Here is a 17171-nt window from a genome sequence, read left to right as displayed (position 1 = left end):
ACACCTATTTTTGCCGGGCGGCAAAAGTGTTCACGGTTGGCGAAAACAGGTGTTCACAGTTGGGAAAATTCGGCGTTCACAGTTAGGAAAGAAATGCATCCGGCACTACAAACCAATCGGGCTGCGATATAAGGGCCCTATTGGGACGCTTTGCTTGTAGCCACACAGAATACTGAGCGCGTGGCCAGGTCCTCGTAACCAACATCGTGTTGTCGCGCCGCTTCCTCGACGATATCAGGAGTCAATCTTGCCAGAATGTCCTCGGTATCCCGCTGTTCTTCCCAGATCTCAATATCCAGCAGTCGATCGACCAATGTCCGGAGGGCGTTCAATGTAACCCGGTTGAGATTCCTGAAAAGATAGTCGTCGGGCGGAATCTGACCGATCCCAATGACGTGCTGCCAGTCGGCGTAGCGACGGTGCTGTTCGTTCTGGGGGTCATACTGGCTCAACCTGATGGGCGGGCGGTGGTGCCCGTTCCAGGAGTAATAGTGGTGGTGCAGGAAGATCATTTTCGAGTCCTGGTGCATCAAGGGCACCAGCCCCTCGAACACTCGATCTATGTCCATCAAGTGCTCGGTAACATTGTGCATGACGATACAGTCGTACTGCTGCGTGTGGGCAATGTCTTCCGATTTACCCTGGATCAGATGCAGGCCCGGTAGAAGCTTCATCGCCTCCCTGCCCGTCATCGGCATCTGCGACCACTCGCGCGTCCGCTTGTTCTTGGCACGCAAACCGTCCATTTCCAACTGCGGATCGAGCCCGGTATAGGAACTGGCACCCGCGGCCAGAAACCCGGCTCCATATGCACTGAATCGACAGCCGACATCGAGCACGCTACGCCCTTGCACATAACGCTGAATTCGCCTAGGCCAGATCAGGTAGCCCAGACTCACCGACATGTCTATCAGTGCGGGATGGTAATTCGCAAGCGCCTCGCGGCAATCCCGATTGAACAAAATATGGGCAGCCCTCGCATACAGCCCATCCTCATCCCAGCGACTGCGCTCAATAAAGGGCAAATAGTCGCGAAGGCGGGTCAGCAGCGCGTCCAGCTCCCCCGCCCCCGCCCCCGCCCCTAAAATGCGTTCAATCTCATCGACCAGACTTTCAAGGGACGCGCGGTGGGCCTCGGCGTCCAGCGTGGCCTGCACTCGTTCAAGACATCGGGCGGCGGCAGTGCTATCGGAGTCCAGAAGAAGGGCCCTGCGATAGTGGTCTGCGGCGGCCTGCAACTCGCCCCTCTGTTCACGAATTCGGCCGTATTGCATGATGAGGCCGACACGTTCACTCTCTGGCCCTTCGAAATCGACCAATGTTTGCTCGGCCCTGTCCATCTCTCCACGAAGCAGGTAGCACCTTGAAATTTCCAGAGATAGCCATAGGTGTGGCCTCTCGGGGGTACACCGCAGCAACAAGTCCAGCGCGGCATCTATCTCGCCGCCTATTCGCAGTCTGCGCGCCTCTGACAGTGTGTCTTTCAACATTCGGGCATCCGTACTTGATACAAGTCTATGGAGCTACGCGATCTTCGCCTGCGGCAAAAGCATACACCTGCTCGTTGCGCGCCGCAGCCCCCGCCACCTCGGAGGCTTCGCCGCTGCGCCGAGCCGACATCGCAGGCCCCCTGTATCCATAGGTCAGGGTACTATATTCCGCAGCAGATCCTCATACAAGCCGAGAGTCTGAGCGATGACATGTTCGTTACTATAAGTCTGTTCAACTTTTTTGCGAGCGTTGGTGGCGAGCTGCCGGCGCCGGTCGGGATCATCGACCAGCGCGCCTATGGCACTCTCCAGTGCCTCTAGGTCACCGGCAGGTACCAGCAAGCCATCTCGATTCGAATGAATAAACTCGCTGCAACCCGGCATATCAGTAGCGACCACCGCACGACCCACCGCGCCCGCCTCCACCAGGATCCGCGGAAGCCCCTCGCCATAACGGGTGGGAAGGCAGACAAGATTGACATCCGCTATGAGTCGCTCGATATCGCGAACCTGGCCGTGCCAATCGATAATTCCTCCGGAGATCCATTGAGTAAGCTCATTGCCTGGTATCGCATCGCGGCTGTCGCTGTCGACTATTCCGGCGACATGCAGCTCTAGGGTTTTGCCCTGCCTTCGAAGAGACTCCACCGCCGCCACGAGCTGATCCAGCCCCTTGCTCTTCAGCAGCCGGCCGGCAAACAAAATTTTCAGGGTGGTCCTGCCATCGTCAACCTCCTCACTCCAGGAAAATCGATCCAGATCCACACCGGCTCCGGGTAGGATTACGGCCTGGGAGCCGGACAGCACCTGCCGCGATCTCAGCAGCTCCATATCGTGACGATTCTCAAAGCTGACCATGGTCTTCCTCGCCGCGAAGGCAAATCCCATGAGTTTCTCCAGGCCCGCCCATAAACTCCTATAAAATACCGTGTCCTTGGAGTAAGCATAACCCAGCCCCACGACACTGGACAGACAGGGAATATTGCGCCAGCGCGCTATGAAGCCTCCGTAAACTACCGGCTTCAGCGTGACGCAGTGGACAATGTCGGGCTGAAGATCCTTGAGCAGCGAATACAGCTGCATCACGCAGCTAATCTCGCGCACTGGATTTAGACTTCTACGGGAGAGAGGAATTTCGTGCAGCTTAAAACCCAAATCCGCGATGCGCACGGCGAGAACGGGATCGGTCGAGGCGGTCAAGATATGCACGCTATAGCCACACTGTTGTGCCGCCTCCGCGCGGTCCTGCCAGTGCAGCAGAAAATACCAGTCTACATTGACAATGTAGACCAATCGCCTAGATGCTTGAACAGATTTACGCAAGTTCTCGGCCCATTTGGAGCCATCGCTTCCCCCCGGAACGGAGTGTGCTACTGACAACAGTCTCATATTCCCGCCCGCATGGACGCGCAGGCTGCGCTTGTTACTCGCGCGAAAAAAATTTGGCGCGCGAATCCAACCCACGCCACCTTCAAATAGTAGTACAATCTGGCGCAGCTTAGTCAACTCAAGCCTGTGCACTAAGGCGTACCACTGGATGCTCGGCTACTAACCCAGAGTAATCGCCTATTGCCACTCAATATCGGGCTTGATGCGAAGTGCTCGAACCGTGGTGTGCGCAATGCGAGCATATGGTTTGCGGCAGCGGCGGCGACTCAGCTTATCACTGGACGAGATGAAACCCAAGAAACTCGTCCGCATCCAGCCAAACGTGACCACTCTAGAAGGAGATCATCGGATTGAATACTATGAGTTGGGATAGAACCGCCGCCGGGTGTATTTGTCATCCGCAGATCAGTGATTTCGAAATACCAACGCCAGCACATCTACTGGATACACCCGGTATGCTGTCCATTTCGGAACGAAAATTTTTGTACTCTCTTGCGAAGAGCAAGTACAAAGCGCAGGGTTTTGTCATAGATGCGGGGAGCTTTATGGGCTCTTCCGTCGTTGCACTTGCGCAGGGCCTTACGGAGAATCCCTATCTGAAAAATCCGGGCTCGAACTGGCTCGAAGGCGAAAAACCGATTCATAGCTATGAACTTGGCTATCTTCCAGCGCCTGCAAACGGCGCCGATGTTGTCAGACATTTCGGCCCTGTAACGTATAAATTCGGAGACTCATTCGTACCTACCCTCAAGGACAATATTGCACCGTACACTGAGCTAATTAACCTAAATATCGGCGACTTCAACACCTTTACCTGGCCAAAGCGGGCAATTGAAATCTGTTTTGTCGATATGTGCAAAACACCGGCACTAAACAGGCATATCACTCAACAATTTATGCCAAATCTTCTCCCCGATTCGTCATTTTTTATAAATCAGGACTTTTTCTTTGACCGGCTACCTTGGATCAAAATAACGATGGGTTATCTTGCAGAGTATTTTGAATGGTATGGACAGGTTTTCACCACTTCGATATATAAATGTACTAAAAAGATTCCTGATCATATCGTTGCATATGATCCATTTACTCAGGCCTCATTAGATGAATGCCTGAAGTATCATGACTGTTATGCCAATCAGCATTTGGAAGATATGTTTCAATTACGAATGGAGATATCCAAGGCCTATTTGCTGGGCGAGAAGGGCAATGCCGTCGATGCGCTGGACCACCTTGATGCTGTGGGGAAAACCTTTGAGCATACGTTTCATGACGAGGGGCTCAGAGGTATGCACAACAAGAACCGCTATGACCGCGCAGTGCGACAAATTAAGAGAAAATTTCAATAGATGGGATTCTAGCAGGTTGTTGAAAAAGGCATCCTGCCTTTTGCAACACACGAAAAGCGAAAAATGTGATTTTCACTTTTCTCCCAAAATCAACGACTTAGGCGTCGCCGATTGTGCCGGAACATCCATATTCCGGAACCAGGCGTCGAAATTCTTCGAATTTCAACAGCCTGCTAGTGGTGGGTGAAGTCTTTCCAGAAGCTCTCTTACGCCAATTGCTATGGGAAAGGGGAAAGCGCAATTCCGTAAAGCCCAGAACATGACTCAGACACAGTTTGCCAATGCGCTGGGTATTGCCCAGCAAGCGATGGCGTACTACAAAGGGAGCAAATCGCGCATTCCTGTGGCCTTGCAATCCACACTGGCAACCCTACTGGTGGCTTCTGTTAAAGAGGTTATCGGCAAGCCAGTTAAAGTCGCTGAGGGGAAGAGTGACCCCACGCCCCGCTTACAGCGACAAATGGATGTAATCGGCCTTTTACCTCGCGCTAAACAAAAGCTCGTGATGTAGATGCTTGTACAGTAATCCAGCAACAAGCATCTTAAAGGTACTGACTGTAAGGGTTGCAGTCCAATCCGCCAGCTAACCACAACCCACTGGATTGAAGTGAAGCATGGCTACCAGCAATGGTAAAACAGGCGTACGCCTGCGAAAAAGCAAGCCCTGCGATGAGCGGCTCAGGGCGCAGCCCCTAGACATACACCTCTTTAAAGAAAGAAGAAAAATATACATGTACTTCAAAAATCTGATTTTAGCACCATATTCTCCATGAAGATTAAATTCAGATTGCAAGTGAGGAAATACCTTCAGAAGGTATACTGATTTTAAAACAGTAATCCGCACCTTGACCGGAACCTGGTCCTATGAATATTGAAAAAACCTATCTAATGAACGCAATGAAGGCCTGTAATCAAGTACAGAAGAAGAATACCGCTGATTCTCAGATACCTGAGCTCAGCTTTCAAAAAATTTGCCTACCCCATCGTTCAAACGGATTTTAACTCGACAATATTCCTGGCACTTAATTCATTTATTTGGCCCAAAGCTTCCAGCAAAACCTCCGGATACCAAATAAACCGACAATTAGTAGGGCCATTATTTCTTCCAATCCGTGTTGTCGACAACTATCAGTGCTCTGAGGTAGACCAGCCGTTAATTCAGCACTATCGATAGCTATCAATACTTCAAACCCAGCAACTGATGAGTCTATCACAGTCCAAAATGGGGCTTATCAATGTAATTTTTCCTCCATTTCCCCCACCATCAAAAATAATATTTGGAACCAGTTATAGTAGAAAATGAGAAGGAAGTCACTGGCGCCCCAGGACTGTGAAGCCTTTGAGCTTCTTTCACATAAATGGCGGATATTCCCACCTAAATTTGAGAAGTTTCCAGAAATTTCTGCAACACAATCAAAATTCATAATGTTAATATCCGAAATATATCTGGTGGATATGTGCAATAAAATAAGACCAAATAACAATAAGACCAAGGACATGGATTTAAAAAAACTACGGATGTTTCTCACATCATTAACAATATCCCTGATTCATCAAACCTCACCCCATAACAATCTGCTATTCCTGATGACTGTGAGTTAAGAGCTCATAATTGATGGCGGCAGACCCCCAATTGTTTAACAGCGATTTAAGCCTGGAACCGTAACTTAATGAACTTGACCTATCACCTGCCTGTAAATTCTACGATTGAGCGAATGAAAAAAATATAACTCAAGCCCCTATAATCAGCCAGGAAAAAAATCTGAATTTATTAAAGTTCCGTTGAAAAGTAATTGGTTATTTAGAAGATGAAGTCTTAAACCATGAATTTGTTTGGCGGTAGACTCAGCCCCATGACAGTTAAACCTAATTCAACCATGAGACCAAAAAAGGACAACTAATTATACTACAACAAAAAAGGAGGATAAATTTATAAGAAAACAACAATTTCCACAAGAATTAGAATGAATAGGATCTAGTAGGTTAAAACCAAAAATATTTTTAAGAGCGTCTTGGAGACAAAAATGGAAATGGAAACCCAGAATATCCATCCTATCTCACCCAACACCTATCAATCAAAAAAATCGATTCTAGAAGTAAATTCATTCAAACGAAAAGCCCTGACTATACTTTCTCACTCCGACCAGAAGAAATTCGAAGCCTATGGCAAAGGTCCATCGATGCAAGTTCCCTACGGACTCATTCATCGGGCTATCGAGAGGCAGGCTCAATGTCGACAAAAGAATATTGCTGCCAAGCATGGTAGTCAACGAATAACTTATGGAGAATTGAATACACAGGCCGGTTATCTTGCAACAAAACTTGTCAATATGGGCATAGGACCAGGCGACAATGTAGGTCTTTTTCTGGAGCGCTCAATCCCGATGTTAGTCGGGATGCTTGCCATATTGAAGACAGGAGCTGCTTATGTACCTCAGGACATAAGAATAACCCCAACAACAACCATATCGAAGGTTATGGAGACCGCTGAAATCAGGGTGACTTTAACCCTTTCACACCTGAAAGATAAAATACCAGCCGATACCAATCGGATAATTTTACCTATCGACAATATCGATTGGATTTCCAGCGATCAGCAAAGTGAGATCGCTTTTAAAACCTATGGAAAAAAGACCGACTCCAGTTACAACTGTTTTATTTTGTTCACTTCCGGCACCACAGGAACTCCAAATGGGGTTCAGGTAACCCATGGCAATGTTTGCAATATACTGTTGTCCAGTCCGGGTAACCTGGGGATTCAACCAGGCTACAAGGTCTCACAACTATTGAACATAGCCTTCGATATGGCGGCATGGGAAATACTGGGCTGCCTGGCGCATGGCGGAACATTGGTGATCAGAGAGGCCAACTTCACACAGGCTGCCCGGCAGTGCGATGTAATTATCGCGACTCCAAGTATATTGGCAAAGATCGATTCCACCCTCTGCCACTCAGCCAAAACTGTGGTGGTGGCAGGAGAGCCCTGCCCAAGACCTCTGGCCGAGAAATGGGTAAAAAACTGTCGGTTCATTAATAGCTATGGACCAACCGAAGCGACAATCATTACCACGGCACAGCCGTATTCTCCAAATTCCCCGTCTCTTACGATCGGCAAGCCGACTCCTAATAATACTGTGTATCTACTCGATGAGCATCGTAAGCCCTGTCCCATAGGTGAACTGGGAGAAATATGGCTGGGAGGGCAAGGCGTTACAGCCGGCTATATCAATAATGAAGCCCTGACCTGCGAGCGGTACCAGCCGGATCCCTTCAACCCCAACGGTAGCACCATGTTCAGAACCCGGGATCTGGGGCGTTGGAATGAGGATGGTGAGCTGGAGTATTGGGGGCGCACAGATGACCAGGTAAAGATAAAGGGTTTCCGGGTAGAGTTGGATTCAATTTCCTCTGTTACTGAATCTGCCAAAGGTTGCCGGCAGGCAGTAACGCTGAAAATTGATCAAGAAAGACTAGTGACATTTGTCACGCCCATTAACGTCGATGTCCAGCTCTGTATGGATGCCATTGGTGCAAGGCTTCCCTATTACTGCCTCCCCTCCGCTATCGTTGCGCTTGCGGAGTTTCCAATAACAGCCAGAGGAAAAATAGATAAAAAGGCGTTACTCGAGCATATTCAAAAGAAAACGCCAGATCTGGTATCTGTAGCCTAAAAACAGGAGTCGCAGAATTATGGATGCAGTAATAGAAAAACTAACGTTGGACGACAAACCAAGCCTGACCCGAAGAATCTTACGACATCGTTATCTTGAACACTATAACCGATTATTTTTTCTGGTTATTTCTGTCAATGCCTGGATACTATGGCATGGATCAACTCAGGCAGGCTGGTGGTCAAAACAGGATGGCAACCTCGCCATATTATTAGATCTTGTTTTAGCAAATTTTATGGTAGCTGTACTGGTGCGCCAACAATATACCATCAATTTATTTTTCTGGATTGCTACCCGGGCTCCAGTCAGCTGGCCACTCTGGATTCGATGGAATCTTGCCAAGGTATATCATTTTGGTGGGCTTCACAGTGGCAGCGCCGTGGCTGGAACTCTCTGGTACGCGGTTTTTCTGGCGGGGCTCATTGATCAGAAAAACGGACCTTTACCAGATACATCCGCCGGCCTTGTCTGGGTAGTGTTTTCACTCATGGCATTGCTAATACTTATGGTTGTCATGGCTTTGCCATCAGTCCGGAGACGTTATCACAACCAATTTGAGCTGGTGCATCGGTTCGGCGGCTGGTCGGTACTCATTCTGTTTTGGGCCCAAACCTGTCTGCTTGCGGACAGTGCCTCTGATCTGGTCCAGAGCCTGTCATTCTGGGGGCTGACCATCCTGACTTTTAGTGTAGCCCTGCCCTGGCTGCGGTTGAAAAAGGTGAAGATCAATATCGTTTCGCCGTCTTCACATGTTGCCCTGACCCGCTTTGACCATGGCGTGACGCCTTTTGCAGGATCCTCCACAGCGATTAGCCGGCGGCCTTTTCTGGAGTGGCACTCCTTTGCCAATGTACCTGCACCAAGCGAAGAGGGATTTCGCTTGACCATCTCGCGAGCGGGGGACTGGACGGGCAGGTTTATAGATGACAAGCCCCAACAGGTCTGGACAAAAGGAATTCCAACGGCGGGTGTGGCCAATATCGAGGTGCTATTCAAGAAAGTGGTATATGTAGCCACCGGCAGCGGAATCGGCCCCTGTTTACCCCACCTGTTGGCGAAAAAAGTGCCCGCCAGCCTGGTCTGGTCTACCCGCAGCCCGAGAAAAACCTATGGCGACGACTTCGTTGAAGAAGTACTGGGCGCTATACCTGACGCCTTGATATGGGATACCAGCCGTCACGGGAAGCCCGACCTGGTCCAGTTGGCATGGGACGCCGTCCAGGAAACTGGAGCGGAAGCGGTGATCTGTATTGCTAATCAGGCCTTGACCCAGAAGGTGGTTTACGAAATGGAATTGCAGGGAATTCCCGCCTACGGCGCAATCTGGGACTCTTAAATGTCTCCCCCCGTCCTTTAGGGCGGGGGGTTTCCACAGTTAGATAACAACAGCCAACAGTGAACTGTTTCTACACTGCATCTGGGGTTTTCAGCTTCGCGCTTACCGTAACAGCATTCCCTGATTCACAAGGGCAAAATCGGCTCACAATGCGGTGTGATCTTTGACCGCATCTGCCAGGGTGTCCTTCAGCCCGGCAAAACGCTCATCCAGCTTGGCCGGATCAGTGCGGTTGAGTGCGATCATTTCCTGGCGTTGCTCACCGCCGCGGATAACCGTGAGTGCGTCCTCCTCCATACCGGCGACAATAGCCTCCGCTACCGCCTCTACCGGCTCCAGGGTAAACCCCAGTTCCGGGCCCGCATTACTGGTCTTCATCATCGGCGTATCAGTACCACCGGGGAAAACTGTCATCACATGAATCCCCTCCCCTTTGAGCTCCCGACGCAGACTCTCACCAAAATGTGCCACACCGGCCTTCACGGCGGCGTAAATGGAATAGAAAGGGATACCCACCAGGGCCAACGCGGAGGAGACATTAACCACCATGGAATCCCCGCTTTTCTCAAGGGCGGGCAATGCGGCGCGGGTCAACAGAATAGGAGCCAAAAGATTGACCTCCACCATTTTCATTATGTCAGTCTCTTCCAACTGCGACAGGGGACCGGCCCGGAGACCGCCGGCATTGTTCACCAGTATATCGAGGCCGCCGAGCGCCGCCAGCGCCTGGCTGAGTGTTTCCTCCCGCCCTTCGCCGGTAGCTACATCGGCACAGATAGCCGTCACATCACCGAAGCTGCGCAGTCCCTCCACCGCCTTAGTCAGAGCCTCCTGTCGGCGGCCGCTAATGGCCACCCGCGCCCCTCTCTGCAACAAATTCTGGGCAGTAGCATAGCCGATGCCACTGGAACCCCCGGTAATCAGAATGCGCTTATTCTCAAGCTTCATTGGAAACCTCCTGGGTAGCATAATTGGACGGAAACAAGGCGCGTTTGGTCTCTTCATCGCTGACAGTTTTAAATGGATGATCGTTAACCAGGGCCCTGGCACGGGCGACAGTGGGACGGGCATCCACCTGTTCAAACCAGCGCTGTAGGTTGGGGAAAGAGCCCAGGGCTTCCCCCGGCTCTGTGTTAAAAACATTGGTAAGGCGATCAACCCAGCCCCAGGCGGCCATATCCACAATGGTATAGGTATCACCGAGGAGGTATTCCCGCTGGGCCAGCCGGGTGTCCAGCAGATTGTAATGACGTCGCGCCTCCCAGCGGTAGCGGTTCACCGCATAGGGTATTTTTTCCGGCGCCGCCAGCTGAAAGTGCACCGCCTGGCCGGAATAGGGACCCACGCCGGTACCAATAAACATCAGCCAGGACAGAAGCTCCGGCCGGTCTTCCGGCGCGCCGATAAACCTGCCGGTTTTCTCGCCCAGGTAAAGAAGAATGGCAGTTGAGTCGAACAGGCGCGCCTCCGCTCCGCCTGGGCCGTCGCTGTCAACGATAGCCGGGACCTTGCCATTGGGGTTGATGTGGCGGAATTCCTCGCTGTGCTGCTCTCCCTTGCCGGTGTCCACCGGGACCATTTTATAGGGCAGTCCCGCCTCCTCCAGAAACAGCGCCACCTTGGCGGGGTTGGGGGTCGGATGATAGTAAAAGCTGATCATAATCTCATACTTCCAAATTCAGTGACGCTGTGGGGAATCTTCAGCGTCCGGCGTTGGACATATTATATCGGTCGTTATAAAATGCAACTAAGACAGCAATGACAAGTGGTGTCAGAGATGGCGCGACCGCGAACATTTGACCACAGCTCGGTTCTAAAACAGGTTCTGGACACCTTCTGGCTGCAGGGCTACGAGGGAACCTCGATGCGGGATCTGACGGACAGGACCGGACTGACCGGTCCCAGCCTGTACAACGCCTTTGGCGACAAAAGCGCTTTGTACCGGCAGGCCCTCGATCATTACGTCGATACAACCATCTCGGCGAGAATCGCGCGCTGTGAAAGCCAGCCGCCGCGGCAGGCAATAGAGACCTTCTTCAAGGAGGTGGTCTCGCGCTCCCTGAACGACTCCGATCAGAAGGGCTGTATGCTGGTCAATGCGGCCATGGCCGACAAACCCGATGATCCGCAACTCCAGCGGGACATTGCCGCCATTTTGGAGCAGGTAGAGCGGTTTTTTTATCAGTGCGTGAAATCGGGCCAGAAGGATGGCAGTATCAGTCTGCGGCTGCCGGCTAGAGATCTGGCGCGAAATCTTCTGGCGGTGCTAATGGGCATTCGTGTCTTCGCCCGGGTTCGCCCGGAACCGCGACTGCTGCAGGGCGCTGTCGCTTCGGCACTGGCCCTGCTGGACGAGGACTGAGCTATCGGCTGGCGCAATGAAATACAGTCTTCCAAAGGTGGACATCAGTATCCGACGAAGTAATGAAAGATAAGGCTATAAGCTGGGTGGAGGCTGGCGCCCGAGCGGCGCAGACAACTACTTGGGTGGTAAGTTGCCGGCAAATTCCGCACCGCGACTGACCCACTCCCCCAAATCTGCGGCAATAGCGTCCTCTTCGACATAAACCATGCCCTTGAGTGGCCTGCCGGTAAAATCCATTGGGCGTGTAAACCTTTCACCCAGCGCCTGCTGGTAGTTGTCCGGGCCCACCCGCACCAGCAGTTCCTCCCCCACCACCCCGCACGCCATATTGCCGTTGAGCATAAACGCGAGACCGCCAAACAGCTGCTTTTCGCTGAGCCCCTCGTTATCAGCGAGCAGTTCGCGTATTTTTTTCGCCAGCTCCTGGTTATAGCTCATAGCCGCCTCCTCATATTTATCGAAGTGTCCAGTGGCAGATATGTGACCGGCACAAGCTCACCACACCGGGATTTGAACAGATTCCTGTGCAACAGACTCCGCCGCGCTGTCGATAATTGAAAGAGAATCCGTAGCACGGTTTAAGAACTCCCGCAGGCCTTAGCCCGGCGGTGGCACATCCCCGTACCAGATTAACCTCACAACTGATTTCGTTGTCAGTTGGCTGCTCTGCCCTCTTTTTATCGACGGGAGCGGCAGGATCATGAAGCAACCATAACTTTGTCTGCTCAGACCAGCCCGCCGGGTCAATCACAAGTTTAGCAAATAATTTGGATCTTGCCGGGCCCTATCCCCGGACCCAATGCGCACTGACCTGACCGGTAGCCGAACCGGTCGCACCGGCTTTCCACTGTGACAATAGCGGGGCAGGGAGAGACGCTTCCACTCCAGCCGCGATGCACACGGAAATTAGGGACTTTCACCCCGGCAGCAGCGCAATAGCTTTGATGGTGGAATAGAGGCTAAAACCCGGGGAGACCTTACCTTCCCTGTTGGGGGGCACGGCGCCTGTCAGTTGTCCCGCAATGCGCGCCGTAAAATCTTGCCGACACTGGATTTTGGCAGTTCGCGGTGAAACACAATTTTCTTCGGCACCTTGTACCCGGTGAGTTGCTCGCGGCAGTGGTCAATCACCTCCTGCTCGCCCAGCTCCCCCCCACACACGATATGCGCGCACACAGCCTCGCCGGTTTTACTATCGGCGACGCCGACTACGGCGGCTTCGATAATTTTTTCATGACGACTGAGCACATCTTCGATTTCATGGGGGTAGACATTGAATCCGGACACTATAATCATATCCTTCAGGCGATCTACGATTTTTAGTGAACCGTCGCCGAGCAATACGCCCACATCGCCAGTTCTGAAAAAGCCGTCCGCGCTGATCGCCTCGGCGGTTTCCTCTGCGCGCCCCCAGTAACCGCTCATTACCTGTGGCCCCCGCACCACTATCTGTCCTTCCTCACCGGCGGTCACCGGCCGGTCGGACTTGTCCCAGATCTGAATTTCGCTGTCCACCAGCGGCCGGCCCACGGTGCCGAGCCGTTCGCGACCCGGGACATTGATGGTCAGCACCGGGGAGGTTTCTGACAGTCCGTAGCCCTCGGTGATGGTACAGCCGGTGACCTCTTGCCAGGATTCGAACGCGGCCGAGGTCAAAGCGCTACCGCCGGAGGTGGTAAGCCGCAAGTGGCTGAAATCCAGATCGCGAAACCCCGGGTGCCGGCAAAGGCCCGCAAACAGTGTATTCAATCCGGAAAAACCGGTAAATGGCACGTCTCGAAGCTGGTCGACGAGGCTGTCCAGGTCGCGGGGATTCGGAATCAGCAAGTTGGTGCAGCCGCTGGCAAACAAACCGATCATGTTCACGGTAAAGGCGTAAATATGGTACAGCGGCAGGGGGCACACAAAGATATTGTCGCGACACCGCGCGAAGTCGCTGATGGCGTGCAGGAACTGGTCTGTATTGTGGAGAATGTTGCTGTGGGACAGACTGGCGCCTTTGGCAACCCCGGTAGTGCCGCCGGTATATTGCAGTAGCGCTATATCCTGAGGCCGGGCCGGGCTGACAGCGAGAGGGGGAAGATCAGCGCCCGCGGAAATAACTTTATGCAGGCTGACATACTGCGCTTTTCGGGTTTTCTGTCGATCCCCCGGATCCGTGGCATCGACGAGAATCACGGTACTAATAGCAGTCTGGTCAATAATCTCCTCTAGGCCGGGTAGCAGCTGTCCCAGGGTCACAATGGCTTTAGCCCCTGAGTCCACGAATTGATGGCGCATTTCCCGGGGTGTATACAGTGGATTGGTGTTGACCACCACCAGACCCGCCTCTATGGCCGCGAAGGCTGCGATGGGGTAATGGATCAGATTGGGCAGCTGAATCGCCACCCTGTCCCCCGCCTCCAGCCCACCCCGGTGCTGCAGCCACTGGGCCAGGCAGCGGCTTTGCCGACGCAGTTCCGCATAGGTGATGCTTTGGTCCAGGCACCGAAAGGCAATCTTATCGGCGTGTATGCCACAGGCAGAGTCCACCAGTTCGGCCAGATTGTGCATTTTTCGGTATTCGGTGTGCATAGACTCAATTCCCGGGCTTAAAGACCTGAAGATCAAACAGGTCTGCCGCTGTCTGTCGCAGCAGCGGTTGGATTGATTGACGCAGATTATTTTTCGGTCGCGGTTTCCGTTAATTTGGTTCGGGTCAGGCGCGAAATATCAGCACCCATAAACCCGGCCGCAATTTGTGTCATTACATTGGTCTGCCGGATGAACTGGTCCACGTCCAAGTAATCGAGCCGTGCCGCACTCGACCAGTAGGCTCCCATGAACGTCATGTTGGAGGCAATGGCCTCTATACCCAGTTTGCGCGGGTGATGCCCGAGACCGAACCAGGGCCCCTGGGACAGACCGTGCACCCCTGGAATATCTGCCGAGCGCAGCACCTGATTTAGCGGATGGTTGTCCTTAAGTGCCTGTTCGGCCAGGTCTATGACGCCCTGGTATCCGGTCACATAGTAACCCCCGATTTCCATGCGGCCGGTCGGCGCATATTTTCCGTTTAGCTCCCGGTATTCCAGCTGTCCCAGATGCTCCAGGTGCACACTGGCCACCAGCTTGCCCTCTGCCGGCGCGAGAGGGCCACCCGGCCCCAGAACTCTGTCGATGTTGTAATCCGGCAGGGCAGCCTCCCGGTTGGGAATATAGTGGCGGCTATCCAAAAACAACATCAGGGTTTTGTCCCGCTGGCGGGCATCGAATTGAGCGAAATAATGGAGTATCGACAGCAGCCCCAGCGGACCGTTTTCCTGCGAAATGGACGGCCCGTCGGTGTGGGAAATCATCAGGACAATCTCATCCTTGTCGGTACCGTAATTCCTGCCCGGCAGAAAACCTGCCAGTTGGTAGGCCTGTGTCTCTTCTACCTGGGCGCGCAGAGTGAGTGTTGCCTGTTTGTGCCGCGGTAGGTATTGCAACAGTTCCCGCCCGGATTCCCGTCCCAGATACAAAGTGGGTATGTTGTAGATTGCGGGCACGGGAAAGCTGTACAAGCCGTTTACCCGGGCATTGGCCATGTCGAAAATCACCACCACTGCCGCGGCACCTGTTTCCTTGATCAACCGCAGGTAGTGGGGTTTCGGAAACGGCAGGCTGCCATCGAAATTGGCGGCGAACAGCTGCGATACAGTGCTGTGGAAAACACTGGTCTCCGACTTCACTATCTGCCCCACCTCGAACGGGTATTCCGGAGGGGCATACAACCAGTCGGATATTCGCTCCAGCAGATGGGTCGGTCTGATACTGAGGACCAGTATCTTGCCGCGCAGGGCGCTTTTGTCCTGCATGGCCGAAAGTTCATCGCCGGTGAGGGCGACCACGTCCGCAGTGACCCCTGCGGCACCAGTGGTACCGGAATTGGCCCCATAGTTGGCCACCTCAATAGGGTGCCCTCCGATCGACAAAGACCAGCGGGAGCTATCCGGCCACTCAGAGGTGTGCCAGCGGCGGTAGCGAAAAGTGTTGTGTTTTAAATCCACCACCCCCAGCCGCCGGGCCTCAGTTTCGATCAAATCCATATATTGTTGCCATGCCTGGGTGCCGGCAAAAGTTGGACCATAACTGTCCTTTAACTGGTGCCAGCGCAACACTGTCTCCTTCGAGACCACGTATGAGGGACAAATTTTCTGCAGGCACGATTCTCGCCCGTCCCCTTGTTTGGCCTGAACTGAAGACGGGGCTACCAGGGCCCAAACCAGAAGCAGCAAATACAAACAGGCGGGGCGGTTTCGCAACAGAATTTGGGTCATAGCAAGCTCGCGCAACTGAACTCATTCAGCAGTAAATGTCGGAGCCTTATTGTTGCCGCCATGCGGATTTCAACAATGATACAGGTGGCCACAACACTTGCGTTTGCGGCCTTAATCCGCTGCGGATTGCTTTGTGCCGTCGGCGCCTTTACTATGGGGTTTACGTATTTATACCCCTTGCCAAATGTCTCTCCGGTTTAGCTATGCATAAACTGTCCGCGACCAACGGAATGGCTAAAACCTCCCTCAACCGCCTGCTGGCCATCGCTTCTGACCAAGGCCTCAGTGCGGACAAAGACAGTGTTGATTCCCGCCTTTTACAAATCAAAGGAGAGCGTATCGACACGGGACTGTATTTGTCTGTGGTAGAAGAGATTGTGAACCTGCTGAATATTCCCGACCTGGGAATGCGTTCCGGTCAAAATTTCAATATGGGTGACCTGGGGGTACTGGGCCATGCCATTATCAGCAGCGAAGATCTGGCCGCGGCGGTAAAAACCTATGTGGACTACCGACAGGCGTTTGGCTCAGTGTTCAATGTGCACCATTTTTACGATGGGCGGGAACTGAAGATAACCGCCGATCTGAACGTCACCCACGGTGCTCTGCAGAGATTTCTGATCGAAAACTGGTTGACCACTTTAACCGCGCTGTCGGATCTTGTGAAGGACGGGGAATCCCTATTCAGCGCCATAGAGGTGCCCTATCCCGAACCCCAGCACAGCGAAGAATTCCACCGCCAGTTCAACTGCCCCATCGCCTACGGTAGAGAACACACCCGGGTGGTGTTTAACGGCGAGATTGGCCGCGATTCGCTCAAGTATTCGTGTAAGGTGGTCAATGATTTCTGCAAATCCGAATGCATGCGGGCGCTGCAAAATTTGGGGGCTTCCCAGTCCCTGGTACATACTGTGCGCACCCTGCTGATGAATTCAGGCGAGGGGTTTATGTGTCCCGCAGATATCGGCCGGCGCCTCAATATGAGTGAGCGCAGTTTGCGCCGTCACCTGGCGCTGTCCGGCAGCAGCTACAACAAGCTTTTGTTGGAGGTTCGCATGGACCTCGCCTGTCAATATTTATCCACCGGCAATCGCAGCATTAAGGATATCGCCTATTCGCTCGGCTACGGGGATGTGGTCAGCTATCACCGGGCGTTCAAATCCTACTACGGCATTACGCCCAAACAGTTTTCCGAGCTGGACCCAGTGAGCCGGGTGGATATCGCCAAGCGGGCCGGGCTCTGACACCAACCCTTTCCACAGTACAGTTGTGA

The 17171-nt window shown here is 52.9% G+C and carries 13 protein-coding genes; 6 read left to right on the top strand and 7 right to left on the bottom strand.

From position 1 onward, the window contains the following. Window positions 1-137: 137 nt before the first annotated feature. Together AB1S50_RS08075 and AB1S50_RS08070 are read right to left on the bottom strand one after the other, a co-directional pair. The gene (locus tag AB1S50_RS08075; protein WP_367150052.1) at window positions 138-1490 is read right to left on the bottom strand and encodes a methyltransferase; all 1353 of its coding nucleotides are present in this window, start codon (window positions 1488-1490) and stop codon (window positions 138-140) included. A 153-nt stretch (window positions 1491-1643) separates the two neighbouring features. Continuing rightward, entirely contained in the window at window positions 1644-2783 is a 1140-nt protein-coding gene (locus AB1S50_RS08070; RefSeq protein WP_367150051.1) for a glycosyltransferase family 4 protein, read from the bottom strand. A gap of 455 nt (window positions 2784-3238) precedes the next feature. On the opposite strand from AB1S50_RS08070, the gene AB1S50_RS08065 reads away from it, so the two are divergent. The 4 genes from AB1S50_RS08065 (at window position 3239) to AB1S50_RS08050 (ending at window position 9232) form a co-directional block, all read left to right on the top strand. Then, a complete protein-coding gene (locus AB1S50_RS08065) occupies window positions 3239-4225 on the top strand; it encodes a hypothetical protein (protein ID WP_367150050.1) in 987 nt (328 codons plus the stop codon). A 220-nt stretch (window positions 4226-4445) separates the two neighbouring features. Then, window positions 4446-4736 carry a hypothetical protein gene (locus AB1S50_RS08060; protein ID WP_367150049.1) on the top strand — a complete coding sequence of 97 codons (291 nt, stop codon included), beginning with the start codon at window positions 4446-4448 and terminating at the stop codon, window positions 4734-4736. A gap of 1513 nt (window positions 4737-6249) precedes the next feature. Beyond that, window positions 6250-7896 carry an amino acid adenylation domain-containing protein gene (locus tag AB1S50_RS08055; RefSeq protein ID WP_367150048.1) on the top strand — a complete coding sequence of 549 codons (1647 nt, stop codon included), beginning with the start codon at window positions 6250-6252 and terminating at the stop codon, window positions 7894-7896. A gap of 19 nt (window positions 7897-7915) precedes the next feature. After that, a complete protein-coding gene (locus tag AB1S50_RS08050; RefSeq protein ID WP_367150047.1) occupies window positions 7916-9232 on the top strand; it encodes a hypothetical protein in 1317 nt (438 codons plus the stop codon). Between the two features lie 144 nt (window positions 9233-9376). Here AB1S50_RS08050 and AB1S50_RS08045 read toward each other — a convergent pair whose 3' ends face one another. Together AB1S50_RS08045 and AB1S50_RS08040 are read right to left on the bottom strand one after the other, a co-directional pair. Next, a complete protein-coding gene (locus AB1S50_RS08045) occupies window positions 9377-10180 on the bottom strand; it encodes an SDR family NAD(P)-dependent oxidoreductase (RefSeq protein WP_367150045.1) in 804 nt (267 codons plus the stop codon). Then, entirely contained in the window at window positions 10170-10892 is a 723-nt protein-coding gene (locus AB1S50_RS08040; protein ID WP_367150044.1) for a glutathione S-transferase family protein, read from the bottom strand. The genes AB1S50_RS08045 and AB1S50_RS08040 overlap by 11 nt, the downstream gene beginning before the upstream one ends. Window positions 10893-11009: 117 nt before the next feature. Between AB1S50_RS08040 and AB1S50_RS08035 the strand changes: the two genes are divergently transcribed. Then, complete coding sequence (locus AB1S50_RS08035; protein WP_367150043.1) at window positions 11010-11594, top strand: TetR/AcrR family transcriptional regulator; 585 nt, start codon at window positions 11010-11012, stop codon at window positions 11592-11594. Between the two features lie 117 nt (window positions 11595-11711). Here AB1S50_RS08035 and AB1S50_RS08030 read toward each other — a convergent pair whose 3' ends face one another. The 3 genes from AB1S50_RS08030 to AB1S50_RS08020 all read right to left on the bottom strand — a co-directional run bounded on the left by AB1S50_RS08030 (window position 11712) and on the right by AB1S50_RS08020 (window position 15736). Next, window positions 11712-12035, bottom strand: a complete 324-nt coding sequence (locus AB1S50_RS08030; protein WP_367150042.1) for a TfoX/Sxy family protein — start codon at window positions 12033-12035, stop codon at window positions 11712-11714. Between the two features lie 570 nt (window positions 12036-12605). Further along, window positions 12606-14171: an AMP-binding protein gene (locus tag AB1S50_RS08025; RefSeq protein ID WP_367150041.1), complete on the bottom strand. Its 1566-nt coding sequence runs from the start codon at window positions 14169-14171 to the stop codon at window positions 12606-12608. A gap of 86 nt (window positions 14172-14257) precedes the next feature. Then, a complete protein-coding gene (locus AB1S50_RS08020; protein WP_367150040.1) occupies window positions 14258-15736 on the bottom strand; it encodes a hypothetical protein in 1479 nt (492 codons plus the stop codon). Window positions 15737-16101: 365 nt separating this feature from the next. On the opposite strand from AB1S50_RS08020, the gene AB1S50_RS08015 reads away from it, so the two are divergent. After that, window positions 16102-17142, top strand: a complete 1041-nt coding sequence (locus AB1S50_RS08015) for a helix-turn-helix transcriptional regulator (protein ID WP_367150039.1) — start codon at window positions 16102-16104, stop codon at window positions 17140-17142. Window positions 17143-17171 lie beyond the last annotated feature (29 nt).

Source organism: Microbulbifer discodermiae (genome assembly GCF_040742695.1).
In the GTDB taxonomy this organism is placed as follows: Bacteria; Pseudomonadota; Gammaproteobacteria; order Pseudomonadales; family Cellvibrionaceae; genus Microbulbifer.
Note: the sequence above shows the minus strand (reverse complement) of the source record. Positions and strands in the feature narration are given on the sequence as shown.